The sequence below is a fragment of the Pseudoalteromonas sp. Scap06 genome (assembly GCF_013394165.1).
GTDB lineage: Bacteria > Pseudomonadota > Gammaproteobacteria > Enterobacterales > Alteromonadaceae > Pseudoalteromonas.
In genome coordinates this window covers 289007-314705 of record NZ_CP041331.1, presented here as the reverse complement: position 1 = coordinate 314705, position 25699 = coordinate 289007, and the positions used below count along the sequence as shown (strand labels likewise).

Here is a 25699-nt window from a genome sequence, read left to right as displayed (position 1 = left end):
TCAGCGTTTTGCTTCATTTTTAGCTCTCTCAGTTAATCAGTTAGTAAAAAATCGGTTTATATAGGCGATATTTTATACCTTGTTAGTAAAATACTGATCCTAGATTATCTGAAGGATACTTAATGTTTAAAAGGTCTTTGATTATTAACTACTTGTATCAAAACTTCTGTTTGGGCTGTGTAAAAACTCATTAAAAAAAGTGCTTTTAGCTAAATTTTAATTTCATATACTGACGGATGTTTACTGCGGCTATATATATTTCGTCGGTAACAACAACACATCTAGGAAGGCCTTTCCTTATACGTGTTGTTTTATTACTGGTTGTTAATCTTAATGTAGATCAGTATTTAACTAACTCAATTTAATGCTTATCACTGCATTCAAATACAAATAAGAATTACTATCTTTTGTGTTTGTTGGCGTTATAATATCGCCATCTTTTTTAGCTATGTTTAAAAGGAATTTGCAGTATATGCAGGCCTCTAACCGTCTTTTAGACTTTCCCAAACCCGCTTTTTCTATGTTATGGCAATTTATGCAGCGCTTTAACTATGAATTAGCGGTTTTATCGCGTTTTTTTGTCGCCATTGTGGGCGGGTATTTTTTTACTGCCGTCAGTGTGTCGCTGTTAAGTGTTATGGTGCCGGTCTCTAAAGTTGACGCGGTTCTTTTAAGTGTGTCTGCGAGTATTTTAATTTATGCACTGGTGTTTATTTATAGTTTTTATCTTCAGTCGTTAAAAACAGTTTGGATCAGTATTTTACTAAGTATTGCAGTGCAATTTTTTATATTGTCGTTAATGAAGGGATGGTTATGAAAGGGAGTTTTTTTCGCTCAATGACCTGGTTACATACATGGGTAGGTTTACTCGTGTGTTGGTTACTGTATTTAATATTTTTTGCAGGCACCATCAGCTTTTTTAGAGATGAAGTTAGTTTATGGAATCAGCCAAGTATTCATAATATTGAGCAGCAGACAGACCGTATTGGCGCGCAAAAGCGACAAATAATAAGCGGCGTTGATTATTTAAATACCCAAGCACCTAATGCCCCTAATTGGCGTATAACACTCCCAGAAGAGCGTGTACCCTATTTAACGTATGGTTATGCTAAGCCAAAAGAGCCAGGGCAGCGCAGAGCCTCTTTTGAAAACACCCGTATAGATCCAAATACCATGCAGCCTCTAGCACCCTTTGTAGATACCCGAGGGGGAAATTTCTTTTATCGCCTGCATTTTGATTTACATTATATTGATGTAAAAACAGCGCGTTGGATTGTCTGTTTTGCTAGTTTATTTATGCTTATTGCGTTGATATCAGGGATAGTAATTCACAAACGCATTTTTAAAGATATGTTTGTTTTTAGAGCTAATAAAGGCAGTCGTAGCTGGTTAGATGTACATAATTTAAGTTCTGTATTTGCCTTACCGTTTCATTTAATGATTACCTATACCGGCATTATTACTCTGATATTTATGATATTTCCCTACCCCGCGCAAACCGTTTATGAAAATGGAATACGTGGTTTTTTCAATGATGTTTCGCCAAGTAGTCCTGTAACAGAATCATTGCAAGGTACTGCACCTTTAGTGCCTATCAATACTGTTTTAGATCAGGTTTATACTAAGTGGCCAGAGGCTGATATAACTCGGGTAATTATTAATAACCCGAATAAAGCCGCTGCAACTATTATGGTTTTGGTGAGCCCTGGTAAAACATTAAGGGATCAATCACCCCGTTTAATTTTTAGCGGAGCGAGTGGTGAACTTGTTGCTCAAACTGATGATGAACTCACTGGCAGTAAGGCGCTATATGAATCATTAAACTCAATGCATACTGGGCGTTTAGCAGAACCATTATTACGTGTTTTATATTTTTTAGGCGGCATTGCCGGCTGCATAATGATAGCGACAGGCTGCATAATGTGGGCTAAGCGCTTACGCGAAAGAATGAAAAAAAATACTCAGCCATCTTGGGGGCTAAAGCTCGTTGAAGGGTTAAATCTAGGAACATTGATGGGACTACCCTTGGCTACATCGGCTTTCTTTTTGGCTAATCGTTTACTCAGTAAACAGGTTGCTGAGCGCTCGGATAAAGAAATACTCGCTTTCTTTTTAACTTGGCTATGTGTGTTCATCATTGCCTTTGTAAAGCGTGACAAGTTGCAGTGGTGTGTGATGGCTGCCATAAACAGTATTGCTTGCTTTAGTGTGCCACTTGTTAATGCGATAACAACAGAGGGTAATATATTCAGTTACTTGCGTAACGAGCAGTGGGCATTATTTATGTTTGACAGTCTTTTTCTAGCAATTGGTTTGCTGTTTTTGTTACAAACCGAAAAATTACGTACTGCTCTGCAAGCTAAAAAACCAACTCCAATAAATACTCAGGAGCAAAAAGTATGATTGCCTTGCTTCCTTTTAGTTTATGTTTGCTGGCTTTTAACTGCTTTGCGCTGGCTAAGTTTAATCATTTTAAGGATGTTTTTAATAAGCGCCCTACTCAACAGCAGCGTTTGGTTTTATTGAGTGTTGCTTGGATCAGTATTTTACTAAGTTTACTGTTATGTGTTAACGAATTAAAAGGTTATGGTGGTTTGCAATTTTGTGGCTATATGACGTTAAGTGCTTTAATTGTAATGATTTTTTATAGCTTTTTGGTGAGGTTAACTAAACTTTTTAACTTACTCATATTAGTAATATTGGCCATGAGTACGTTATTTTTTGGTTTAAATGGGCTTTAGTTAGTAAAAACCTGATCCCAAAAAATAGGCTAAATTGCGGAAAAAAATGGCAAGCCATCAGGCTTGCCAATTAAAAAAGGGGGATTGTCATTATGTCTTCACCTGCCTGTCTATTTGCAGATGCGGCTAATATAGCCTTGCTTTATTTAACTTACCTTACAGTAAGGTGATCGTTTTATTACAGCTAAGGTTATTTGTCATACTCTCATGTAAACCCCCTTTACAGCGGTTTTTGATTTACCCAAATAATTTCGTCAGTTGCAAACCCAAGCGCCTTTACTTGGCTTAAAAAGTGCTGCTTAAGCTCTTTGCTTACTGTTGGTGTGCGTGATAAAAACCATAAGTAATCTTTGCTATAACTGGTAATAAAGGCATATTGATAATCAGGTTGGTCGAGCTCAAAAATAATATAGGCACCATAAAACGGCCCAAAAAATGACACTTTAAAATGCCCTGTATCGGTGTTTTCTACAAATTTAGCTAAGCCTTCGGCTTCGTCCCACTGCTGATCTTTGCTAATAAATCCTTTGTTTAATACCTTTACCGTTCCATCATCGTTAATTGAGTAGGTGGCTGTTACTTGTTCCATCCCTTGTTCAAAAGAGTGGTCTAATCGTGCTATCTCATACCACTTGCCTTGGTACTTTTCTAAATCAAAGTTTTTAACAGGGGTTATTCCTTCCGGTGCGCTGGTACAGGCACTGAGTAAAAACATAGCAGTAATAAATAATGCGGTTTTAAAAGCGAGTTTCATGTTGTTTCCTTTTCTTTAGAAATTGCTATAGGATCGCTCTAATACTAAAGCAATTTAAAGAACTTAGCATGAAAATTTGGGTTGATGCTGACGCTTGTCCGGTGGTAATAAAAGAAATTTTATTTAGAGCTGCAGAGCGTACGCATACAGAAACAATACTGGTTGCAAATCATGCCATGCGCATTCCACCATCAAAATTTATTAGCCGACTGCAAGTGTCATCAGGCTTTGATGTGGCTGATGATGAAATAGTTAAACGAGTTGAAAAGGGTGATTTAGTGATCACTGGAGATATTCCGCTAGCTAGCGAAGTGATTGATAACGGCGGCCAAGCGCTTAATCCGCGCGGTGAGCTTTACACCACTGAAAACATTCGCTCCTTACTAAATGTACGCGACTTTATGGATACTATGCGCTCAAGCGGCGTAGAAATGAGTGGTGGGCCGCCTCCGTTAAGCCAAAGTGACAGACAAAACTTTGCTAACAACCTTGACCGTATTTTAGCGCAAAATAAGAGTAGTTAAGGTGAGCAGCCAGTTAATAGGGTTAGGTGATGACTCATTTAGAGTTGCTGTGTATGTCGCAAAAGCGCCCCCTATGCCCTACTTTGAAACACTAGAGCAGCTAGAGCCTGTGGTTAGTGGGCAAATAAACAGTATAAATCAGCACTGTGGCAATGGCTGGCGAAAAGTCTTTAATGTGTACGCTAAAGTGTTATTTGCGCTGCCAAGCGAGTATTACTCATTTGCTAAACAAGCAGTGAGCTGGCAAGCATATCGAGATGAGCTGTTGTTACAGCAGCATAGCGGGACTGCATTACTCTTTAGTGCGCCTGTGCTCACTGAGCATAAAAACCAGTTGCACATTATTGCTGGGCGAACTCACGCTAAAAACTTAATACAACAAGGTAAATTAAACGCCCAATTTGATTGGCTTGATGATGAGTTTGCTATAGATAAAAGCCAGAATATTATTGTGTGCCCCTATTTTGATTATAGGCAGCTGAGTAATATTAAAATTGCCCGTTTGAGTGAATTAGTGGCTCAGCTAAGATAAGCCACTTTCTTTTTTGCTACTGTTACACGACGTGAGTTAGTTTTTGTGCGCTATCAACTAGCATTAGTGAGCCCAAAATAAACAGTACACATGCCGATGCACGCCCAAACTTAAGCGACAATGCGGGATTGTTACTAAGGATTTTTCTGGCACTTATCCCTATTAACCAATACACCAACGCACAGCCTACTAAATGAATTACACTCAGTACCAGCAATTGTTCAGTGATAGAAAACGATAAAGTTGGCAACACAAACTGTGGTAACAAGGCTAAAAATAACAGCATTACTTTAGGGTTTAAACCACTAATGATAAAGCCCTTTCTCATCCACTTTATAGGCGTGTCTGAGGTGTGTTGTTGGCCATCGTTATAGGCTGCAGGCATGGGAGGAAATCGGTATAGTGATACGGCAATCCAAATTATGTATAAAGCGCCGAACAAGGTTAACAGCTTTATAAAAATAGCATGCGATGCTAATAGCGCACCTAACCCTACCACCACAATTAAACTGGCCATTAAATGCCCAAGTATTAACCCTGACACCGCAGGAACAATTTTATCGCCTGCTATTCCTGCGCTAATTGTATAAGCCCAATCTGCACCAGGGGTGAGAACAAACAAAATTGATACCAGCCAAAAAGAAAAAATAATATTAATATCCATAGCGCTATAACCTAAAATAAGTGAGTAACTATTTTATTTCTTTCTGATGAGTAAAAGTTACTGTATTTTACTAATATAAGCGTTCATTTTAGGAAATAATTAACTATGGATACCATGGATAGGAAAATTCTTGCTGAATTACAAGTCGATGGCAGACTTACCCTCTCTGAATTGGCTGATCGTGTTGGGCTAAGCGTGTCGCCCTGTCACCGCCGTGTTAAAGAGCTTGAGAAAAGCAAAGCAATTGTGGGTTACCGCACCGAAATATCACCTGAGAAAGTGGGTTTAAACTTTTCTGCGTTAGTATTTATTACTATTAAAGAGGGCGATAAAGTGTCGTTAAGCAAATTAGAGCAAGCAGTGGATGCTATTCCTCAGATCACCAATGCTCAGCGGCTATTCGGTACACCTGATTACCTGTTACATGTCGTTACTAAAGATTTAGCCGCGTTTCAGCAACTCTACGATGACAAGCTATCAGCCCTACCAGGTGTACAACGTTTAACCTCAACCATTGTAATGAAAGATATTGTAAGAGCGCGTAATTTGCACTTTTAACAGGTTACGTTTTAACACGAAGTTTAAAAAGTTAAGCCGAGGACGCTGTAAAGCCTATTATGAGAGGCTTTACAGTTGTATATAAAAATAAAGTATAAATAAAGCTTGTTATAAACTGTATTGCTGTTATTCTGCTTGCCATCGGGTTGATAGAAAGCCCAGTTTATTTGTAAGTACCACGTTGTTATTAGTAATAATCCTTCGCGATATCCTCAAGTTAAATGTTTGTTTTCTTCCTGTTAAACGCCTATTTTAAGGCAATTTTTTATTTATTTTTTTAGGATATTATTATGTCTAATACAACTACTGGTACTGTAAAATTTTTCAACGAAGCTAAAGGTTTTGGTTTTATTGAGCAAGAGTCTGGCCCAGACGTTTTCGCACATTTCAGTGCAATTTCAGGCGACGGTTTCAAAACTTTAGCTGAAGGCCAAAAAGTACAGTTTAGCGTAACTCAAGGTCAAAAAGGCCCGCAAGCTGAAAACATCGTTTGCATCTAATTTAAAGGGAGTGGGCTTTATAGCGCACTCACCACGCTAAACTAACGTTAAGCGATAAAGCTAATATCAATACGATATTAGCTTTTTTTTTGCAAAAAATTTATACCACGTACCCACTAAAACCAAGTGCTTTAAAGTACAGTTTTGGAATGCCAAAGCCACATTCATTAAGTAACTCACTAAAACGCATCCGATCAAGCGGGTAAAACTCACGCTCTAAGTTATGTGCCATTTGCGTTTTTCCTGCTTCACTAAGGCCAAGCTCTTTGCATGTATTAAGTTGTGCCTCTCGTTCAAACGTGGTTTCTGGGCGCATTAAATCAGCAATAAATACTGGTGCAGATTTTTTAAGATTATTTTTAATCCCCTTTAATAACTGCTTCTTATCGCCGTTATCTTCAACAAAATGCATCACCAATAAACATAATACCGCGTCGGCTTTAACTTTTAATTTATCTACTGGTTGGCACTCAATGCTGATACGTGCATCAATACCTTGCTCTATAAAGCGTTGCTTAGCAATGGCTAACATGTCGGCCGAGGTATCTTGAGCGGTAAACTGCCATGTAGAATTAATATTCGCCAGCGCTGCGATTTCTTTACCTGTGCCTGCGCCTACCACTAAAATATGGGCGTTATCAGTTAACGTAGCGCTTAGCTGTGCGTTGGTTAGTTGATGTAATAGCTCGTAACCTGGGACTAAACGGGTAATACGGTTATCATACTCTTGTGCTTCTTCGCCTGTAAAAGTGGGCATACTATTTCCTTAAATTACGTTTATGGTGGAGTATCCACCCGGTTTTTTAGCGACATGAATTTGCGTTGCAACGCGTTCGCTCATTTCACTTACATGTGAAATCACACCGACCTTTCTACCTTGCGCTTGCAGTGAATCTAGCGCGTCCATTGCAATACTAAGTGTTTCACTATCTAGTGTACCAAAGCCTTCGTCAACAAATAACGAGTTAATTTGCACTTTGTTTGAAGATAAAGAGGCCAGCCCTAATGCAAGTGCCAACGATACTAAAAACGATTCTCCCCCAGAGAGTGTGTTTACAGAACGTTGTTCATCGGCCATATCGCGGTCAATAATCGCTATATCAAGTGAATCAGCTATTGCTGTGAGTTCGTAACGCTTATTCAGCGTTTTTAAATGGCTATTAGCATAATGTAGCAATATTTTTAGTGTTTGTGTTTGCGCTAAATTACGCATTGTTTTGCCGGTTGCATCACCGAGCACTTTATTAAGTAAATGCCATTGTTCTACTTGTTGTTTAAGTTTGCTTAGCTCAGCCTGCTTGCCCTCAAGAGCTTTAGCATTTTGGTTGTGCTGCTCGATGGCAGTATTAATCGTAAGTAAGTTATTTTGTAATTGTGTTTGCTGCACAGTTAATTGAGTTTGTTGCTCAATTAACTGTGCTTCGCTGTTTGCTGGCTTATTATTTTGCTGATGCTGCTCATTGGTATTTTGCTGTTGTTTTAGCGCGGCACGAGCATCAACTAATGCTTGAGATAACTGCTCGCTATGCTTTAGCTGCTCTTTAATATCGTCATTACTTATAGCCAGTAGCACCTCGATTTGCTGATGGCTAATATCAGCATAAAGCGCGCTAAATTCTTCAAACCAAGCACTATAGCGTGTTTCAAGTGTGGCTAGCTCTTGGCTGTTATCGGCGAAGCGCTGCTCAAGGTTTTTAAGCGTAATAGCGTGCTCATCGCGCTGTTTTACGGCGCTATCGTGTGCCTGTTGACTCTGATTTAATTCACTCTGGCACTGCTCTACTTGCCTATTCAGCTGAACCTGATAATCATCAGCGCTAATCGTTTGGTTATCGATTAACGCTAAGCGCTGTTGCTGAGTATTGTTGTGTTGTTGCTGTGCTTTAGTTAAATCGTCGTTGAGCGTGCTAATTTGCTGCTCAGCTTTAGTAATAAGGGGAGTTAGTTGCTGCAGCTGTAAATTAGCGCTGTCTAATTGCTTTTGAGTTTGCTCAAGTTGTAGTTGCTGATGTTGATACTGCTCTACTTGCTCACCTAGCTCGCTTAGCGTTAACGCGCCGGTTTGCAATGTTTGCCAAAATTGACTGTTTTCAAAATGAGAATTCAGCTCACTTATAAGTGCTTCGCGTTGGCTGAGCAATTCCTGGTGCTTATTATTAAGCATGGTGAGCTGATTGTTCAGTTCAACATGCTGGGTATTTAATTGTTGCTGAGCAGTCTGTTCTTTTTTAGCCGTGTTTTGCAGTTGGTTAACCGTTTCTTGCAACTGGTTTTGTTGTTTTTGTGCTGAAAAGTACTGCGCTTTTTGCTCGCTTAATTGTTTATGGGTGTCATCAAGCTGCTCAACGCTCAAGTCATTAAGATCTGTTTTAGCCGCTTGCATGGTGTTTTTAATGTCCAACATTTTGGCTTGGGCATCAGCAATCGCTTGGCTTTGCTGCTTATGCTCAGCGACTAAAACAGCATGTTGCGTTTGATGTTGATGTAGCTGAGTTTGTGCATCTAAGTGCTGCTGCTTAGCGCCAGTATAAGTATTTTCAAAGTCGGTTATTAAGTTATTAAAAGGTTGGCTTTGATTGTTTGCAAACGGATGCTCAGTGGCTCCACAAACCGCACATGCCTCATTAGGCAGTAGTTGTGCGCGTAAATGTTCAACATGTTCACTCGCACGCAGCCGTGCTTGATTAAGCGATTGCTCGGCGTGTTTAAGTGCTTGCTCTTTACTGCTTAATTGCTCACGCAGTGTGATGTTAGTTTGTTCACTCTGAGTTAGCTTTTCTGCTGTAGTACTTTGTTGCTGCACTGTGTGCTTTAGTTCTTGATTAAATTGCTTATAACGCGCTCGCTGATCTTTTAAATAATCAATGCTTTTAAGCTGATTATCGCACTGCTCAATATTAAATTGCTCTTGCTGCTGGGTGAGTTTATTTAGGTTTTGTTTTTCAGTGCTTAGCACTTGCTCTGCATGTTCAAGCTGTTTATTTTGCTCATTAAGCTTGGTAGCGAGTGTGCTTAGCTGCAAAGTAGTTGCTTGCTTTTGTTGCTCGAGTATTTTTAATTGCGTTGTAGTATTAAAAAACTGCTTAAAGCTGTGATTAAAATAGTTCCAATCAGTGGCCAATGGCTTTAGTTGATTGTTTTCCTGTAACCATTGCTGATGCTGAGCACTTTGTGTTGTTGCCTGTTCTACGCTGAGTTTATTTTGTTGTAACTGCTGTTGTAATTCGCTTAATTGCTGCTGCTCTTTGGCTTTTTGTTGTGTCAGGCTTGTTATACTTTGCGTAAAAATAGCTAATTGACTGTCGAGCTCACGTGCCTTTGTAATCAGTGGCTCAGCCGTTTGTTTTTGTTGTTTTGCTGTTGCTAAGTCGCTTTGTTGTTTTTTAACCTTACTTGCTTGTTCATTAATAAGCGCGGCATGATCCAGCGCGTTTAATTCCTTTATTTGCGAATTTAACTGGCTGTTTTGCACCGTTAAGCTTTTAAAGCGCTGGCGATTGTCTTTAATTTCAAGCGCACTTTGTGCTTGTTTTGCTTGCTCACTTTGTGCTTTAACCGCATTTAGTGCATCACTTGCTTGTTGCTCGTTTTGTTGAGCCGCTATTAATGCTTGCTCTAAACTGTGTGCTTGTTTATACCAATTAACACCCTGCTCTGTGCTGGCCAACGTTGTTTTTATGTGTTCAGTTTGTTTTTTAAGTTCATCAAGAGTTTGTTTTTTCTCACTTAGCTCTTCATCAGACAATAACGCATAACTGGCTAAGCTGGCTGTTAGTAATTCAAATTTATCTTTAACTGCTTTATTACGCTCAAATATACGTTGGCCAATTCGACTAAATTTATCGGTGCCAGTAAGGCACTCTAAAAGTTGTGCGCGCTCATCGCCGGTGGCTTTTAAAAAGGCGGCAAACTCATGTTGTGCTAGTAGCACTGCACGGGAGAATTGCTCAAAAGTGAGGCCTATTTTATTTTCAATGGCTTTGATGGTGTTGCTTTTTTCGGCAATTAAGGTTTCATCAGGTAAGCTATGCAAAGTATGCTCGGCTACTTTTAGTTTGCCGGTTACTTTTTTATGCGTGCGTTGAATACTGTAGCGTGCTCTATAAAGTTGCTGATTTTGCCCGCTAAAGTCCACTTCCGCATAGCCTTCCCATTTCCCACGGCGCAATAAATTGCGGGCATCGTTAAGCTTTATGTTGTCGCCGTTAAAATCAATTAGGTTACCTTTGTCGCCTTTCAAACGAGCAGTTTTCGTATAAAGCGCTAAACAAATGGCATCAAGTACGGTACTTTTTCCCGCGCCGGTGTCACCTGTAATGGCAAATAAACCTGCGTCTTTGAGTGGGGATGCTAAAAAGTCGATTTCGGCATCAGCAATGGAGGCTAAGTTATGAATACGCACGGCGGTTATTTTCATAGTAGCTGCTCCTGTTCAAGTTCATCAATAACGTTGGTTAATAGTGCTTTTAATTCACTGGGAACAGTTTCGCCAGCCATATCTTTGTCGTTATTAAAGGCTTGTTCGAGCAAATTAATTGGGTTGAGCATTTCCACAAAGCTTAAATCCTCAAATACCGTTTCTGAAGAATTATTCACTTGCTGATCGCGTACCCGTTCTATACCACAAAAGTTAACCTGCTTGCCTTTTAGTGCTTGTTCAATTTGTTCACGAAAAGTGGTGTCAATATCACTGGATTTTAGCTTTACTCGTAAATATGGCGCTATTTCGTATTGTTGTGTATCGAGTGCTTTTATTTGCTCGCATAGCTTGGCTAAAGGGACGCACTCCCCCTCGGGTAATACAATTACTTCAGCGAGCCTAGGAATGTAAAGGGGGTTTACAGTGGTGCTTAGCGGTTGGTCTTTTTGTACGTTAAACTCAACCACGTTGACTTGATGGGTATATTTCCTTTCTGAAAACGACATTGGAATAGGTGTACCGCTGTAGCGAATGTACTCATTTTTAGCCACTAACTGTGCTTTGTGTAAATGCCCTAGCGCTACGTAATTGGCATGCTTACCAAATACTGACGCTGAAATGGCCTCTTCACCGCCAATGACTAAGTTACGCTCAGAATCACCAGAAATATTTCCACCTTTGGCATGTAAGTGACCCATAACAATTAAAGGTGTACTTTCATTGGTAAGTGTTAATGCATGTTCAAATGCTAGTTGGTAAGCTTTAGCAACGCCTTGTGCGTAACTTGGGCCATCCTCGCTCTGGCTAAGCGTACTTATATCGCTGGTTCGTAAAAACGGCATAGCGATTACTACAGCGTGTTTGTCGTTATTATTAATTGTTATTACCACGTCATTTGGATTGGCGGGATCAAACCGGCCTACAACATGGGTATCAAACTGGGCTAATAAGGGCTGAGCAGCCAAAATACGATTAGCAGAGTCATGATTGCCGGCAATTATGACCACATGTAATTGTGGGCACTGTGCTTTGGCATTTTTTATAAATTGATAGAGTTGGTTTTCGGCGCTAGCACTGGGGGTGGCAGTATGATAAATATCGCCCGCAACAAGCAATAAATCGATTTGTTGGCTAACGAGGGTGGTTAATAACCAAGAGAAAAAAGCATGATGTTCATGACGGCGATCATGTTCATAAAATTGCTGACCTAAGTGCCAGTCTGAAGTGTGAAGAACTTTCATTTTGCGCTCTTAAAAAACCATAAGAGCGCCAATATACCCAAGGCAATTAAAGATGCAAGTATCGCTTTAGGTTAAAGTATACCAAGCAATAAAAATAACCGGCAAAGCAGCAAGCGCAATTGTTAAAGGCCACTTTAATGCTTTTGCTTTTTTTGCCTGTAATACTGCTAGTGCGTTTGTTTCATTACAAGCAGCCACTTTATCAATATACAGGTAGCCTGAGTTAATATACTGCTTACAATTTTGCACGTCTGCTGGTATTGCAATTAGTTTTTGCTGCTTTTTTAGGACATAAAAATCCATAAACTCACCACACTTAATACGACTAGTTAGAACAAAAAATATTTGAGAGAAACACTAAAAAAGTACCCTCAAATTAAAAAAGTGGGCGATTCTAATTACAAACCATAGTAAAGATCAACCTAAAACTGCGTTTTTTAGTATTTTTAATGAAAATAGCTGTGTTTTTTCATTTTATCTCTACTTTTAGTGATACTCAGCCTATTTTGTAAACCCCCTTTACAGCTTAGTTTTTTATGTAAATTGCTAAACAATTTAGTTAAATGTTGTTGTGTAAAACCGTGTTTTTTATATTTACATAAAGGTGTGGAATATCACCCTATAAAAGTAGGGTTTTATCGCTATTTTATTGAAGCTTAGCTGTAAATTTGTCACAGTAGCGTCACTAAAATCGATCAGGATTAACAATGAAGAAAAATTTATTTACATTGAGTGCATTTGTATTGCCTTTGGCAATGGCGAGCTCTGTGATGGCCTCATCTGTTGAACAGACTAAAGGCAGTTATGTTGATAAGTTTCGTCAACTAGACGAAGCTTTGCCTACCCCTAATGTTTACCGCAGTGCCGCAGGTGCACCTGCAGAAAATTACTGGCAACAACGGGTTGATTACGATATTGATGTAAAGCTTGATGAGCAAAAGCGTCGTTTAACGGGGAGTCAAACAATTGAATATAAAAATAACTCACCGCATACGCTCAAATATTTATGGCTTCAACTTGACCAAAACATTTTTAAAAATGACTCGATAGCAGAAACCACGCAAACTTTTAAAAGTACCCTACAAAACGAGCCTGATGCTAAGCCTGCTAAATTAAGTTTAGGTGATTTACGTCGTCAGCAGTTTATGAACGACAATGAGCTAGGTTACACCATTAGCAATGTTAAAGATGAAGATGGTAAAGCGCTGCGTGTAACGGTTGTTGATACTCTAATGCGTATAGATTTAAACACGCCACTAAAGCCCGGTAAAGATGTTGAGTTTAGTATGGACTTCGCGTTTAACCTCGTTGAAGAAGATGCGGTAGGTGCACGTGCAGGTTATGAGCACTTTGAAGAAGACGGTAACGATATTTTCTTAGTGGCACAGTGGTTCCCTCGTTTAGCTGCGTATACTGATTACGAAGCATGGACCAACAAGCCATTTTTAGGCAGTGGTGAATTCACCTTAGAATTTGGCGATTACGACGTTGAAATTACGGTTCCTGCAGATCATATTGTATCGGCAACCGGTAAGCTTGATAACCCAAGCTCTGTTTTAACTAGTACTCAGCGCAAGCGTTTAAAAAAAGCTGAAACAGCAAAACGTCCTGTATTTGTAGTTACTGAAGAAGAAGCGCTCGAAAACGAAAAAGCCGGTACAGACAAAACAAAAACGTGGCACTTTAAAGCTGAAAATGTTCGTGATTTTGCATGGGCGTCGTCACGTAAATTTATGTGGGATGCTAAAGGTTACCAACAAGGGGGGAATGAGCAACCATTGGTTATGGCGATGTCGTTTTTCCCTAAAGAAGGTGGCGATTTATGGAAGAAATATTCAACGGAATCTGTGGTGCATACCATGGAAGTGTATTCAAAATATTCATTTGATTACCCATACCCAACTGCACAGTCAGTTAATGGCCCAGTAGGGGGTATGGAATACCCAATGATCACCTTTAATGGTCCACGTACAGATTTACAAGACGATGGCACACGTACTTATTCTCAAGCAGAAAAGCGCTTTTTAATCGGGGTTGTTATCCACGAAGTGGGGCATATTTATTTCCCTATGATTGTAAACTCAGATGAGCGTCAGTGGACCTGGATGGATGAAGGTTTAAATAGCTTTTTAGATGGTGTTGCTGGACGTGAATGGGATCCGACCATTCCATGGGGTGTTGAGCCACGTGATATTGTGGCGTACATGAAGTCTGAAACTCAAGTGCCTATTATGACGCAATCAGACAGTGTGCTTCGTTTAGGGCCTAATGCCTATACTAAACCAGCTGCTGCATTAAATATTTTACGTGAAGTTATTCTTGGTCGTGAATTATTTGATTTTGCGTTTAAAGAGTATGCTCAGCGCTGGAAATATAAGCGCCCTACTCCGGCTGATTTTTTCCGTACTATGGAAGAAGCGTCAGGTGTTGATTTAGATTGGTTCTGGCGTGGTTGGTTTTACACTACAGACCATGTTGATATCTCGCTTGATAAAGTATATCAATTACGGTTAGACACCAAAAACCCTGATATCGACTTTAAGCGTTTACGTGATATTGAAGCGAATAAGCCAAGTTCATTATTTGTTGAGCGTAATCGCGCTGAAGGTAAAAAAACCTGGGTTGAGAAAAACCCAGATGTAACCGATTTTTATGACGAAAACGATCGCTTTACGGTTACCAATAAAGAACGTAATTCGTACAACAAATTTTTAAAAGGTTTAAAACCGTGGGAGCGTAAAACACTCGATCGCGCACTAGAAGAAGACAAAAACTACTATGTTATGGAGTTTTCAAATTTAGGCGGCCTAGTGATGCCGATTCTTTTAGAGCTAACTTATGAAGATGGCACTAAAGAAGAGCGTTACATTCCCGCAGAAATTTGGCGTCGTAACCACAAAAATGTACAAAAGCTGATTATTACCGACAAAAACAAACCGCTGACATCAGTAACGGTCGATCCAGGCTGGGAAACGGCGGATGTGAATGTAGAAAATAATCACTACCCTCGTCGTATTATTCCTTCACGTATTGAAGTGTACAAACGTGAAAAGAGTAAGGCAAAAGTAAGCCGCGATATCATGCAAGATATTAAAACTGAGCTGAAAAAAGACGAGCCAAAAGACGAAAAAAATAACGACGAGGATCAATAATAATGCGCTTTTTGCTTATTATTGTTTGCTTTTTAATTGCTGCGCCGAGTATGGCGCATCAATTAAAATCATCTGTTACAACGATGTTATTTAATCAGCGCACGCACAATATTGAATTGATGCATCGTTTTTACTTACATGACACAGAGCATGCTGTTGGCAGTTTATTTAAAGGCAAGGTGGATATTATTGATAACAAGCGTGACCAAAAACGCTTTGCTAAATATGTTGAGTCTCATGTTGCTTTGCAAACCTTAGAGGGTGAACCACTTACGCTTAATTATGTAGGTGCACAAGTGGATGGTAAGTTCTTTTGGGTATACCAAGAAGCGACGATCCCCGATGAGATTGAAGGCATTAGAATGAGTAATGGCGCACTGCGCGATTTATGGCCTGCGCAAGTCAATATGGTAAATGTTGAGGGGCGAGGAAAAGTAAAAACGTTAAACTTTAGTCAAGACGATACATGGCTTGAAGCACGATTTGAAACTAACTAACCCACTGCGCACCTTTTCTTAGGTGCGCATTTTTATACTGTTAGGTTAGCTGATCGCGTTAACTTACTTCATCGTAAAACCAACATAACAGAATCATACAAACCGAACTAATGTGTATCAAATGAGCTATACTGAGAGCGTAATGGATTAAGTTTTTTGTAATTGTCAATTGATATACATTTTTAATGTAAAGCAAATCCGCAAACTAGTTAGCACAAGGAATGAAATGAAAACGCAAATTGAGGCAATCAAAGGTGTTATTTTTGATTTAGACGGAACCTTAGTATCATCAGAATTAAACTTTTCATTAATTAAAGCCCAAGTAGGTTGCCCAGCAGATCAAGACCTACTCGAGTATATAGAACAATTACCCTCGCCCTACATGCGTGAAGAAGCAATGAATATAGTGCATCAGCATGAGCTACTTGACGCACAAAACGCGAGTTTTTTACCTGGTGTTGTTGAAGCTGTCAATGCTCTGCAAGCAAAGAATATCCCCATGGCTATTGTGACGCGTAATTTTGATAAAGCGGCTTCATTGAAACTTCAGCATAATCCGTTGCCAATCGAAACGGTACTCACCCGAACCGACGCTCCTGCTAAACCCGATCCAAGTGCCTTACTAACGATTGCAAGCCAATGGGCAATGCCAGTTGATAATGTTATTTACGTTGGTGATTATTTATATGACATACAAGCGGCCCATAATGCAAAAATGCGAGCCTGTTTATATGCCCCCGATTTAACCCCCGCGTATGCTGAGCAAGCCGACTTTGTTATTCATGGGTTTGATGAATTAGTGTCGTTAGTTGAAAGTTACGCTGAAAAGATTGGGGTCTGTTGACCTTTAAAGGTTGAATTTGCAGCGGTCTGTTTGGTATTTAGGCAAGGCAGAGCCTATGTGGTGTGGTTACTCCCCATAAATAGGCGATAACGCAGCAGCAATGCCAAACAGGCGCTGCCCTTCGGGTTCTGCCTAGGGGCGATTTACTCTTTGTTGCCTACATGGATGTAGGTAAGGGGCGTGAGCAGGACGCGGAAGCTTTGCTCGGTTTTGACTTAGTCCATTAGGTTACAAACCTTGCGCCGCGATTAAATAGCCCCTAGTTTGAACAAATAGCAATCCGCAAAGGTTAACAGACCCTAATTATGTTAAATTGCGCTTTATTTGATTTCGCTAATAGCATAACGGGTATTATTTAAATTAATACTCAACTGCTTTTGCACAGCATAGCATGTTGAACCACTAGCCCAATACGCTTTGAATTGGTAAAATATCAAAAACAGAACGTATTCAATAGAGGCACAAGATGGGCAGAGCATTTGAAGTCCGCAAAAGTTCGATGGCTAAAACAGCCAACGCGAAAACTAAAGTAAATTCGAAGTACGGTAAAGAAATTTACGTTGCAGCCAAAAGTGGTGAACCCGACCCCGATGTAAATCAAACATTGCGCCGCTTAATTGAAAAAGCCAAAAAAGACCAAGTTCCCGCGCACGTAATCGAAAAAGCAATAGAAAAAGCAGCCGGTGGGGCAGGGGAAGATTACTCAACTGCACGGTACGAAGGCTACGGCCCAGGTAATTGTATGGTGATTGTTGATTGTTTAACTGACAACCCTAATCGTACAATTAAAGATGTGCGCTTACCGTTTACTAAAACAGATTCGAAAATAGGCACACCTGGTTGTGTTGCTCATATGTTTGATCACCTAGCTGTTTTAGGGTTTGCAGGCGACGACGATGAAGTCGTGTTAGAAGCGCTGATGATGGCTGACGTTGATGTGACTGATGTAGAAGCCGAAGATGGCAAGGTGTCGGTGTTTGCACCGCATACTGAGTACTTTAAAGCTAAAACGGCATTAGAAGAAGCATTTGAAGGCATTAACTTTGAAGTTGATGAAATTACCTTCGTTCCACAAGTACATGTTGAAATTACAGATGAAGAAGTGATTGCCAACTTTGATAAATTTATCAATATGCTTGAAGATTGCGATGACGTACAAAATGTTTATCACAACGCGACCATTAAAAACTAATTCGTAGTTTTAACTAGGCGAATTTTAGCTATTTTGCCGCTTAATAAAACAAAAAGCGCGTTTTGTGTAGGCAAAACGCGCTTTTTAGTGTTAAATAAATGTCAGCTATTCAGCTTGGTTATGGTGCTGTGCTTTATATTTTAAGCGGTAGCTATGCAGTAGTGGCTCAGTGTAACCGCTAGGTTGGCTAACACCTTCAAATACTAGTGCCGAAGCCGCTTGGTAGGCAATGCTGTTAGCTAATGTTTGCTCATTAGTAGCCATGGGGGTGTAAAGGCTGTCATGTTCATTTTGGCCATCAACAACCTTAGCCATTTTTGCCATCACTTTTTGTACTTGCTCTTTACTGCACACGCCATGATGCAGCCAGTTGGCGATATGCTGGCTTGAAATACGTAAGGTCGCTCTATCTTCCATTAAGCCAATATGGTTAATGTCAGGCACTTTAGAACAGCCTATTCCTTGGTCAATCCAACGTACAACGTAACCTAAAATACCTTGCGCGTTATTTTCAAGCTCACTTTGAATATCTTCTTTTGACAGCGTTTCTGGGTTTGCCATTAGCGGGGGTGTTAATAAGCTTTCTAGGCTTGCTATTTGGCGCGTGGCAATGCTTTGCTGCAGGCTAAATACATCCACATCATGGTAATGCATTGCGTGTAATGTGGCGGCGGTAGGGGAGGGCACCCAAGCCGTATTAGCACCTGATTGAGGATGCGCTATTTTTTGCTCCATCATCATCGCCATTTTATCGGGCATTGCCCACATACCTTTACCAATTTGCGCTTTATGGCTTAAGCCACAAGCTAGGCCAATATCAACGTTACGATCTTCATAAGCGCTGATCCAAGGCTGTGCTTTAATAGCCGCTTTAGGCAGTACCACACCCGCTTGCATAGAGGTGTGTATTTCATCACCGGTGCGGTCTAAAAAGCCGGTGTTAATAAATACAACACGCTCTTTAGCAGCATGAATACAGGCTTTTAAGTTAGCAGATGTACGACGCTCCTCGTCCATAATACCCATTTTCAGGGTGTTTTTAGGCAAGCTCAGCGCCTCTTCAACCATGCCAAATAAAGTGTTAGCAAATGCTACTTCATCAGGGCCATGCATTTTTGGCTTTACAATATTAATACTTTGCGCGGTTGAGTTTTGAATGGCATTTTTAGTGTTTAAATCGTGCAGTGCGGCTGTTGCGGTGAACATGGCATCCATGATGCCTTCAAACACATCATTACCACTTACATCGGTAATAGCAGGGTTTGTCATTAAATGCCCAACGTTACGCACAAACATCATACTGCGCCCTTTTAGGGTCAGTTTTTGGCCATCAAGGCCTGTATATTGGCGATCGGCTTGTAACGTACGGTCGACCATTTTGTCGCCTTTTCTAAACGTTTCAACCAAGTTGCTCTGCATTAGGCCCAACCAGTTTTTGTACACTTGCACTTTATCTTCGGCATCAACTGCGGCAACTGAGTCTTCACAGTCCATAATGGTGGTCAGCGCCGCTTCAAGTACCACATCTTTTAGCCCTGCTTTATCAGCTTGGCCAATAGGGTGGTGATGATCTATTTGCAGCTCAACATGTAATCCATTGTTTTTAAGTAAAATAACACTTGGATTTTGTGCCTCACCTTGATAGCCAACGAGTTGTTCAGGGTTTTTAAGTGTAGTGTGTGAGCTGTCGCGTAATGTAATAGCAAGTGCGCCATCCACAATTGAATAGTTAGTGCTTTCGATGTGCGAGCCATTTTCAAGCGGTAGCGCTTTATCTAAAAACTGTCTGGCGTAAGCCATTACTTTAAAGCCGCGCACTGGGTTGTATTGAGTCCCTTTCTCTGCACCATCTTCTTCACTGAGTACGTCTGTGCCGTATAGTGCATCGTAAAGTGAACCCCAACGTGCATTAGCAGCATTTAAAGCAAAACGGGCATTACTAACCGGTACCACTAACTGTGGCCCTGCAGTCAATGCTATTTCTGGCTCTACATTCTGAGTTTCAATATTAAAGTTTTCAGGTTCATCAACTAAATAACCAATGTCTTTTAAAAACACTTGGTACTGGGCTTGATCACCGTTTTTATTAGCAACATGGTAGTCATCAATCTGCTTTTGTAATTGTTCACGTTTAGCAAGTAGCGACTTGTTCAGCGGAGTAAGTGTTTGCACTATATGAGCAAAGCTTTTCCAAAACTGGTGTTCGTCTAGATGGGTACCAGGTAATAGTTGTATTTTAACAAATTCAGCTAGTTGCTTATCAACGCTGAGTCCAGAGTGGGTGAGAGTGTGGCTCATAATTAAAATCCTTAAACGGTCCGACAGAGTGCACTTTTTATGTGCGTACACTTACCATATCGCAAAAAAGTCGCTTTGAGTGCTTTTTGGCCATTCACTATATGTATAGCCGTAATAACAACTATAAATTTACTAAATCTAAAAAATAAGCCTAATGTTTAATTAAGCGCTACAGAGCTAACGCAATGTAGTCACTCTCTCAACAATAAATATTAATACCCGTTCGAAGGACTTTATTATGACAACATATCAAGGCGAAACAGATACACTAGCAACACTATGCCAATCACAAGGCAGTGCATGGAAAACTATTAATCCTGAATACGCAACTCGCATGCGTTTACAAAATCGTTTTCGCTCTGGTGTTGATATTGCACAATTTACTGCTGACATTATGCGTGAAGACATGGCTGCATACGACAAAGACACAAGCCAGTACACACAGTCTTTAGGTTGTTGGCATGGTTTTACTGCGCAACAAATGATGATGGCTATTAAGCGTCACCAAAAAACAACTAAACGCAGTTACGTATACCTAAGTGGTTGGATGGTTGCAGCGCTTCGCTCTGAGTTTGGCCCACTTCCAGACCAAAGTATGCACGAGAAAACATCAGTACCTGCACTTATCGAAGAAATCTACACCTTTTTAAAGCAAGCTGATGCACGTGAACTTGACCATTTATTTAACGAGCTAGACGATGCAAAAGCAAACGGCGGCGACGTTCAAGCAGTGCTTAATAAAATTGATAACTTTGAAACGCATGTTGTGCCAATCATTGCTGATATTGACGCAGGTTTTGGTAACGAAGAAGCGACTTACCTACTTGCTAAAAAGATGATTGAAGCCGGTGCTTGTGCTATCCAAATCGAAAACCAAGTATCAGATGCCAAGCAATGTGGTCACCAAGCTGGTAAAGTTACCGTTCCTCATGAAGACTTTTTAGCTAAAATTAACGCAGTACGTTACGCGTTCTTAGAGCTAGGTATTGATAACGGTATTATCGTTGCGCGTACCGATTCTCTAGGAGCAAGCCTAACGCAAAAAGTACCGGTTTCACAAAAACCAGGTGACTTGGCAAGCCAATACAATGCATTTTTAGAAACAACACCGGTAAACAGCGTTGAAGATTTAAATGAAGGCGAAACGGCAATGAAGCTTAATGGCCAACTTTGTAAGCCTACACGCCTAGATAACGGTTTATACCAGTTCCGCGAAGGCACTGAGAAAGACCGCGTAGTACTAGATTGTGTAACTAGCTTACAGTCAGGCGCTGATTTACTGTGGATTGAAACAGAAAAACCACACGTAAAACAAATTGCAGAGCTGGTAAATCGCGTTAAAGAACAAGTTCCAGATGCTAAATTAGTATACAACAACTCACCGTCGTTCAACTGGACGCTTAAGTTCCGTGAGCAAGTATACCAAGAGTGGCAAGAAGCAGGTCGTGACCTTAGCGCTTACCCAAGTATTGATGACAACAAAGCGCTTATGGCTCCAGAAATGGATGCAACAGAGCTTGCAGCAGCCGCTGACTTATTAGTACAAAACTTCCAACGCGATGGCGCACGTGAAGCAGGTATTTTCCATCATCTAATCACATTGCCAACGTACCATACAGCGGCACTAAGCACAGATATTCTATCTGAAGGTTACTTCGGTGACTTAGGTATGCTGGCTTATGTACGTGACGTACAACGTCAAGAAATCCGTCGTGAGCAAGCGTCAGTTAAGCACCAAGACCTTGCAGGCTCTAACATTGGCGATACGCACAAAGAGTACTTCTCTGGTGAGAATGCACTTAAAGCCGGTGGTGAAGCTAACACCATGAACCAATTCTAATTCTACTAGATATTGTTACTTAAGGGCCGCAAGGCCCTTTTTTTATGCCTGCATAAAAGCAAAATTTAATAGATCAGTATTTTACTAGCTAGTCATTCAGGGATGCAATGCAGGTTAAAAGTGTAAATAAATTTAAAGGATGTTTATGCTCGGCTGTGAGGGCTTTATGTTGATTTCGCTTTAACACGGGTAAGCACAATAAATTACCCGCTTTTTACCACATATAGATCAGAGTTTAACTAGGGTCTGTTGACCTTTCAAGGTTAAATTTGCAGCAGTCTGTTTGGTAGTTAGGCAAGGCAGAGCCTATGTGGTGTGGTTATTCCCCATAAATAGGCGATAACGCAGCATCAATGCCAAACAGGCGTTGCCCAAAGGGTTCTGCCTAGGGGCGATTTACTCTTTGTTGCCTACATGGATGTAGGTAAGGGGCGTGAGCAGGACGCGGAAGCTTTGCTCGGTTTTTACTTAGCCCACTAGGTTACAAACCTCGCGCCGCGATTAAACCGCCCCTAGTTTGAACGAATTTTAATCCGCAAAGGTCAACAGACCCTAAGCTACTAAAAGCAGATCACGATTTAACTAGCTAGTTCAAAAAGCAGATCAGGTTTTAACTAACCAGGTTAAAACAGCCATTATCTTCATTATAAAGGGTCGATTTGCCTTTCTAATCCTTAATTTGGTCACTTAAACGCTTAATTTAAAGATTTTTAACCGGGGTTTGAAAGGTAATAAACCGATTTTTTACTAACTGTTGCTGCTTATAAAACATTTTTTTACTAACTGAGGGCTTATAAACAGTGACTCAAACCGAATTTTTACTAACTCAGAGGAGCTGAGTTAGTATAAACCGAATTTTTACCAACTCAATTTGAAGCTAAGTCCGATATTTAGCTTAAGTATGTAAGGGATTACTCACATTATTGCTGTAAAGGGGGTTTACACTTGTGAGGCTGTGAGCTGTGAGCTGTGAGCTGTGAGCTTCGAGCAACGAGCTTATATAGCTCGTCACTCATAACTCTACGTTTTACTTCGAATGCTTATCAAACCACCATTGAATGTAAGCCACTTTGGTCATTAAATTTGATGGACGGGCAGTTATACCATGTGAAGCGTTTGGAATGCGGACCATCGCGGTATCAACCCCTTGTAATTTTAAGGCTTGATAAAACTGCTCTGTTTCTGAAATTGGCGTACGGTAGTCTGCTTCACCAGTCAGTAACATGGTTGGGGTTTTAACATTGCCAACATAACTGATTGGTGAGCGCTTCATGTAATGCTCAATATGGTCCCAAGGTTTGCCCGGAAACCAATAATCGGCAAAAAATGGATAGAAGTCGGCAGTTAGTACAAAGCTGATCCAATTAATCACAGGCTTAGCAACAACAGCTGCAGCAAAGCGATCTGTATGGCCTACAATCCATGCGGTTAATACACCACCGCCGGAGCCACCGGTAACGAACAGCTTAGACTCATCAATAAAACCTTTATCAATTAGCGCGTCAACACCTGTCATTAAATCATCGTAATCATTGCTTGGATAATTATGGTGAATGGTTTGTGCAAACTCTTTACCGTACGAGTCACTGCCTCGCGGGTTCATGTATAAAACGACATTTCCTTTAGCGGCAAATAGTTGTACTTCGGCACTAAAGTGAGGGCCATAGTTAGCAACAGGGCCACCGTGAATTTCAAGCACCAGTGGGTATTTTTTTGATTTATCAAAACCCGGCGGGTAAGCAACCCAGCCTTGTATTGGCAACTCATCATGGCTTGATTTTAACCATAACTCTTCAACCTTGGCGAGCTGTTTAGTTTGTAGTGCATCTGAGTTTAAATCGGTTAAACGCTTTACTGTACCTCTCTTTATTGTAGCTACATCAGCAGGGCGCTGGGTATCAGCCAGTGTAAACGCAATGTCACCATTTTCACTAATATCAAAATCACCACCAGAATAAGGGCGGCCAAACGCTACGCTACCTATTTGTTCGGTAATCACCTTACGTTTACCACTTCGAGGTTGATAAGCGAGTGCGGTTTGGCCTTCATCGGCATAGCTAAAATAGAGGCCTTTTGAATTTGCGCTCCATTGTATTTGGCCAACGCTGCGATCGAAATCGCTAGTCAGACTTTGGGTATCACCGGTTTTTAAATCACGAATATAAAGCTGAGTATTTTCATAGTTAGTGCGCTTGTCATCGTAGCCAGTATAAGCAAGGTACTGACCGTTAGGTGAGACCTGAGGTTGTTGATCTGGTCCATTACGGTCGGTCAGTGCGATGATCTCTAACGTGTTTAAATTAAGCTGGTACACTTCACTATTGGTTGGCTTGAGTGCATTTTCAGCGTGTCTATTGGCTGAGAAATAAAGTAATTCGCCGTTTTTACTAAAGCTTACACCGCCATTATAATCAAAGTTATCGTTAGTGAGTTGTTGTGCATTGCCGCCATTCGCATTAAGAGTAAATAGCTGATTAAATCCTTTTTGACTATAGCCTCTGCCATCTGCACGGTAGTAAACATCGTCAATAAATTTAGCAGGGTCTGCCCAGCTAGCGCCTTTAGGTTTACCTGGTAAACTGACAGGTGGTGAGCTTATTTCAGGAACAAACATACTAAACACCAGTTGTTTAGAATTAGGTGACCAGGTGATTGAGCGAGGTGCATTAGTAAGATTACTAATTTTTGCCACAGCACCCGTTTTAAGCCACTTCATGTATATTTGATTACTGCCATCTCTGTTAGAGATAAACGCAAGGCGCTGTCCATCGGGTGACAACACAGGCGAGTAGTCCATAAATACACCTGATGTTAAGGGCTGTAGTTGTTCAGTGTTGTAATCAACAGACCAAATATTACCGACTTTGCGATCGGTTTTAATATCCATGCGGTTACGAACGAAATATACTGTTTTACCGTCGTCAGTAATATCTATTTGGTTGGCATATTCTAAGTTGAATATATCTTGAAGTTGCAATGTATCGGTATTGGCAACGGCCAAGTGGCTGCTACCTAGTATAAGGCTCATAGCTAAAAGCGTTTTCATTGTTTATCCCTGTTTTAAATCACTAATCTATTTATAGGGTAGTGGAGGGATAATTTATAGTCAGATGCGACGAAGCTCGCATTTAAAACTACCAATGAATGCAGGTGGTAAAAGAAAGCAAAAGCTGTAAAGGGGGTTTACAGCTTAATCTGTGTACGGCTTTAGTTATTGGTTGAACAAAGCGCTTTTATCTCTTCAATAATTGCAATGCCTTGGGGATTATCGCCATGCACACAAATGCTGTCAGCAACCAGTTTCAACGATTTTCCAGATTGAGTAGTCACACTGTTACTGGCTAAAAGCTGCTTAACCTGAGCTAATAATGCGTCTTTGTTATGCACACTGCCGGCTATATTTCGTGATACTAAGTGCCCTTGGTCAGTGTACTGCCTGTCTGCGAACGCTTCTAATATCAGTGTGAGCCCAAGGTGGCGAGCCATTGTTTGATGTAGCTTGGCATCGGCTGTGGCGAGTATCATTAACTTTAAGTTTGCAGGGTAACTGGCAACTGCACCCATAACAGTGGTGAGTAGTTGCTGGTTTGTCATCATGTCGTTATATAACGCACCATGGGGTTTTACATAGCTAAGGGTTAACCCTTGTACTTTTGCCATGCCATCAAGGGCGGCTATTTGATAGTGCAAACATTGAGTGAGCTCAGCCACGCTCATGCTCATTGAACGCCTACCAAATCCTTGTTTATCGGGGTAGCTTGGGTGAGCGCCAATCATAACATTATGTTGTTTAGCCAGCTTCAGGGTATGCGCGATTACACTCGAATCACCTGCATGAAAGCCACAAGCAATATTTGCCATATCAATATGGGGCATAACATCGTTATCAAGGCCCATTTGCCATGCGCCAAAGCTCTCGCTTAAATCACAATTAAGTTTCAT

At 40.6% G+C, this 25699-nt stretch carries 21 protein-coding genes; 12 read left to right on the top strand and 9 right to left on the bottom strand.

The annotated features are described in order from the left end of the window. The first annotated feature begins 472 nt into the window (after positions 1-472). From FLM47_RS16865 to FLM47_RS16855, 3 genes are read left to right on the top strand one after another with little or no spacing between them, the layout of a single operon-like run. Positions 473-817, top strand: a complete 345-nt coding sequence (locus FLM47_RS16865) for a hypothetical protein (protein WP_178957042.1) — start codon at positions 473-475, stop codon at positions 815-817. Next, positions 814-2403 (top strand): PepSY domain-containing protein, encoded by a 1590-nt coding sequence (locus FLM47_RS16860; RefSeq protein ID WP_178957041.1) that lies wholly within the window; start codon positions 814-816, stop codon positions 2401-2403. The genes FLM47_RS16865 and FLM47_RS16860 overlap by 4 nt, the downstream gene beginning before the upstream one ends. Further along, positions 2400-2741 carry a DUF3325 domain-containing protein gene (locus tag FLM47_RS16855; RefSeq protein WP_178957040.1) on the top strand — a complete coding sequence of 114 codons (342 nt, stop codon included), beginning with the start codon at positions 2400-2402 and terminating at the stop codon, positions 2739-2741. Before FLM47_RS16860 ends, FLM47_RS16855 begins: the two co-directional genes overlap by 4 nt. Before the next feature lie 220 nt (positions 2742-2961). Here FLM47_RS16855 and FLM47_RS16850 read toward each other — a convergent pair whose 3' ends face one another. Further along, positions 2962-3495, bottom strand: a complete 534-nt coding sequence (locus tag FLM47_RS16850) for a lipocalin family protein (protein WP_138606440.1) — start codon at positions 3493-3495, stop codon at positions 2962-2964. A 68-nt stretch (positions 3496-3563) separates the two neighbouring features. On the opposite strand from FLM47_RS16850, the gene FLM47_RS16845 reads away from it, so the two are divergent. Both FLM47_RS16845 and FLM47_RS16840 read left to right on the top strand, forming a co-directional pair. Then, on the top strand, positions 3564-4019 hold the full coding sequence (locus tag FLM47_RS16845) for a YaiI/YqxD family protein (RefSeq protein ID WP_138606442.1): 456 nt from the start codon (positions 3564-3566) through the stop codon (positions 4017-4019). A gap of 1 nt (position 4020) precedes the next feature. Then, positions 4021-4551, top strand: a complete 531-nt coding sequence (locus FLM47_RS16840; protein ID WP_178957039.1) for a hypothetical protein — start codon at positions 4021-4023, stop codon at positions 4549-4551. A gap of 22 nt (positions 4552-4573) precedes the next feature. On the opposite strand, the gene FLM47_RS16835 is transcribed toward FLM47_RS16840, so the two are convergent. Then, positions 4574-5215, bottom strand: a complete 642-nt coding sequence (locus FLM47_RS16835; RefSeq protein WP_178957038.1) for a LysE family translocator — start codon at positions 5213-5215, stop codon at positions 4574-4576. A 114-nt stretch (positions 5216-5329) separates the two neighbouring features. Here FLM47_RS16835 and FLM47_RS16830 point away from each other — a divergent pair, with 114 nt between their 5' ends. Next, positions 5330-5773, top strand: coding sequence for an Lrp/AsnC family transcriptional regulator (locus tag FLM47_RS16830; protein WP_226916194.1), 444 nt, complete (start codon positions 5330-5332; stop codon positions 5771-5773). Positions 5774-6063: 290 nt separating this feature from the next. Continuing rightward, positions 6064-6273 (top strand): cold-shock protein, encoded by a 210-nt coding sequence (locus tag FLM47_RS16825; RefSeq protein ID WP_008110773.1) that lies wholly within the window; start codon positions 6064-6066, stop codon positions 6271-6273. A gap of 100 nt (positions 6274-6373) precedes the next feature. Here the strand turns inward: FLM47_RS16825 and FLM47_RS16820 are convergent, their stop codons facing one another. From FLM47_RS16820 to FLM47_RS16805, 4 genes are all read right to left on the bottom strand, one after another. After that, positions 6374-7030 carry a class I SAM-dependent methyltransferase gene (locus FLM47_RS16820; RefSeq protein ID WP_178957037.1) on the bottom strand — a complete coding sequence of 219 codons (657 nt, stop codon included), beginning with the start codon at positions 7028-7030 and terminating at the stop codon, positions 6374-6376. A gap of 9 nt (positions 7031-7039) precedes the next feature. Further along, positions 7040-10690, bottom strand: a complete 3651-nt coding sequence (locus FLM47_RS16815; protein WP_178957036.1) for an SbcC/MukB-like Walker B domain-containing protein — start codon at positions 10688-10690, stop codon at positions 7040-7042. Next, positions 10687-11934 carry an exonuclease SbcCD subunit D C-terminal domain-containing protein gene (locus tag FLM47_RS16810; RefSeq protein ID WP_178957035.1) on the bottom strand — a complete coding sequence of 416 codons (1248 nt, stop codon included), beginning with the start codon at positions 11932-11934 and terminating at the stop codon, positions 10687-10689. The genes FLM47_RS16815 and FLM47_RS16810 overlap by 4 nt, the downstream gene beginning before the upstream one ends. Positions 11935-12000: 66 nt before the next feature. Beyond that, on the bottom strand, positions 12001-12237 hold the full coding sequence (locus FLM47_RS16805; RefSeq protein WP_010388711.1) for a hypothetical protein: 237 nt from the start codon (positions 12235-12237) through the stop codon (positions 12001-12003). Between the two features lie 404 nt (positions 12238-12641). Here FLM47_RS16805 and FLM47_RS16800 point away from each other — a divergent pair, with 404 nt between their 5' ends. From FLM47_RS16800 to FLM47_RS16785, 4 genes are all read left to right on the top strand, one after another. Further along, the gene (locus tag FLM47_RS16800; protein WP_178957034.1) at positions 12642-15086 is read left to right on the top strand and encodes a M1 family metallopeptidase; all 2445 of its coding nucleotides are present in this window, start codon (positions 12642-12644) and stop codon (positions 15084-15086) included. A gap of 2 nt (positions 15087-15088) precedes the next feature. Next, complete coding sequence (locus FLM47_RS16795; RefSeq protein ID WP_138606453.1) at positions 15089-15583, top strand: DUF6702 family protein; 495 nt, start codon at positions 15089-15091, stop codon at positions 15581-15583. 226 nt (positions 15584-15809) lie between these two features. Next, the gene (locus FLM47_RS16790) at positions 15810-16427 is read left to right on the top strand and encodes an HAD family hydrolase (RefSeq protein WP_138606455.1); all 618 of its coding nucleotides are present in this window, start codon (positions 15810-15812) and stop codon (positions 16425-16427) included. Between the two features lie 466 nt (positions 16428-16893). Next, positions 16894-17619, top strand: coding sequence for a YebC/PmpR family DNA-binding transcriptional regulator (locus FLM47_RS16785; protein WP_010388706.1), 726 nt, complete (start codon positions 16894-16896; stop codon positions 17617-17619). Positions 17620-17724: 105 nt separating this feature from the next. Here FLM47_RS16785 and FLM47_RS16780 read toward each other — a convergent pair whose 3' ends face one another. Then, the gene (locus tag FLM47_RS16780) at positions 17725-19917 is read right to left on the bottom strand and encodes a malate synthase G (RefSeq protein WP_178957033.1); all 2193 of its coding nucleotides are present in this window, start codon (positions 19915-19917) and stop codon (positions 17725-17727) included. Between the two features lie 238 nt (positions 19918-20155). On the opposite strand from FLM47_RS16780, the gene FLM47_RS16775 reads away from it, so the two are divergent. Beyond that, positions 20156-21757 carry an isocitrate lyase gene (locus tag FLM47_RS16775; RefSeq protein ID WP_008110760.1) on the top strand — a complete coding sequence of 534 codons (1602 nt, stop codon included), beginning with the start codon at positions 20156-20158 and terminating at the stop codon, positions 21755-21757. Positions 21758-22784: 1027 nt separating this feature from the next. Here the strand turns inward: FLM47_RS16775 and FLM47_RS16770 are convergent. Both FLM47_RS16770 and FLM47_RS16765 read right to left on the bottom strand, forming a co-directional pair. Then, a complete protein-coding gene (locus tag FLM47_RS16770; protein WP_178957032.1) occupies positions 22785-24803 on the bottom strand; it encodes a S9 family peptidase in 2019 nt (672 codons plus the stop codon). A 161-nt stretch (positions 24804-24964) separates the two neighbouring features. Beyond that, the gene (locus FLM47_RS16765) at positions 24965-25699 is read right to left on the bottom strand and encodes a 5-oxoprolinase subunit PxpA (protein ID WP_178957031.1); all 735 of its coding nucleotides are present in this window, start codon (positions 25697-25699) and stop codon (positions 24965-24967) included.

Coding starts and splice junctions, on each gene's coding strand:
- FLM47_RS16825 (WP_008110773.1), top strand. CDS start 6,064: ATGTCTAATACAACTACTGGTACTGTAAAATTTTTCAACGAAGCTAAA.
- FLM47_RS16790 (WP_138606455.1), top strand. CDS start 15,810: ATGAAAACGCAAATTGAGGCAATCAAAGGTGTTATTTTTGATTTAGAC.
- FLM47_RS16795 (WP_138606453.1), top strand. CDS start 15,089: ATGCGCTTTTTGCTTATTATTGTTTGCTTTTTAATTGCTGCGCCGAGT.
- FLM47_RS16860 (WP_178957041.1), top strand. CDS start 814: ATGAAAGGGAGTTTTTTTCGCTCAATGACCTGGTTACATACATGGGTA.
- FLM47_RS16850 (WP_138606440.1), bottom strand. CDS start 3,495: ATGAAACTCGCTTTTAAAACCGCATTATTTATTACTGCTATGTTTTTA.
- FLM47_RS16785 (WP_010388706.1), top strand. CDS start 16,894: ATGGGCAGAGCATTTGAAGTCCGCAAAAGTTCGATGGCTAAAACAGCC.
- FLM47_RS16855 (WP_178957040.1), top strand. CDS start 2,400: ATGATTGCCTTGCTTCCTTTTAGTTTATGTTTGCTGGCTTTTAACTGC.
- FLM47_RS16805 (WP_010388711.1), bottom strand. CDS start 12,237: ATGGATTTTTATGTCCTAAAAAAGCAGCAAAAACTAATTGCAATACCA.
- FLM47_RS16770 (WP_178957032.1), bottom strand. CDS start 24,803: ATGAAAACGCTTTTAGCTATGAGCCTTATACTAGGTAGCAGCCACTTG.
- FLM47_RS16845 (WP_138606442.1), top strand. CDS start 3,564: ATGAAAATTTGGGTTGATGCTGACGCTTGTCCGGTGGTAATAAAAGAA.
- FLM47_RS16830 (WP_226916194.1), top strand. CDS start 5,330: ATGGATAGGAAAATTCTTGCTGAATTACAAGTCGATGGCAGACTTACC.
- FLM47_RS16815 (WP_178957036.1), bottom strand. CDS start 10,690: ATGAAAATAACCGCCGTGCGTATTCATAACTTAGCCTCCATTGCTGAT.
- FLM47_RS16835 (WP_178957038.1), bottom strand. CDS start 5,215: ATGGATATTAATATTATTTTTTCTTTTTGGCTGGTATCAATTTTGTTT.
- FLM47_RS16765 (WP_178957031.1), bottom strand. CDS start 25,699: ATGAAACTTAATTGTGATTTAAGCGAGAGCTTTGGCGCATGGCAAATG.
- FLM47_RS16810 (WP_178957035.1), bottom strand. CDS start 11,934: ATGAAAGTTCTTCACACTTCAGACTGGCACTTAGGTCAGCAATTTTAT.
- FLM47_RS16780 (WP_178957033.1), bottom strand. CDS start 19,917: ATGAGCCACACTCTCACCCACTCTGGACTCAGCGTTGATAAGCAACTA.
- FLM47_RS16820 (WP_178957037.1), bottom strand. CDS start 7,030: ATGCCCACTTTTACAGGCGAAGAAGCACAAGAGTATGATAACCGTATT.
- FLM47_RS16865 (WP_178957042.1), top strand. CDS start 473: ATGCAGGCCTCTAACCGTCTTTTAGACTTTCCCAAACCCGCTTTTTCT.
- FLM47_RS16800 (WP_178957034.1), top strand. CDS start 12,642: ATGAAGAAAAATTTATTTACATTGAGTGCATTTGTATTGCCTTTGGCA.
- FLM47_RS16775 (WP_008110760.1), top strand. CDS start 20,156: ATGACAACATATCAAGGCGAAACAGATACACTAGCAACACTATGCCAA.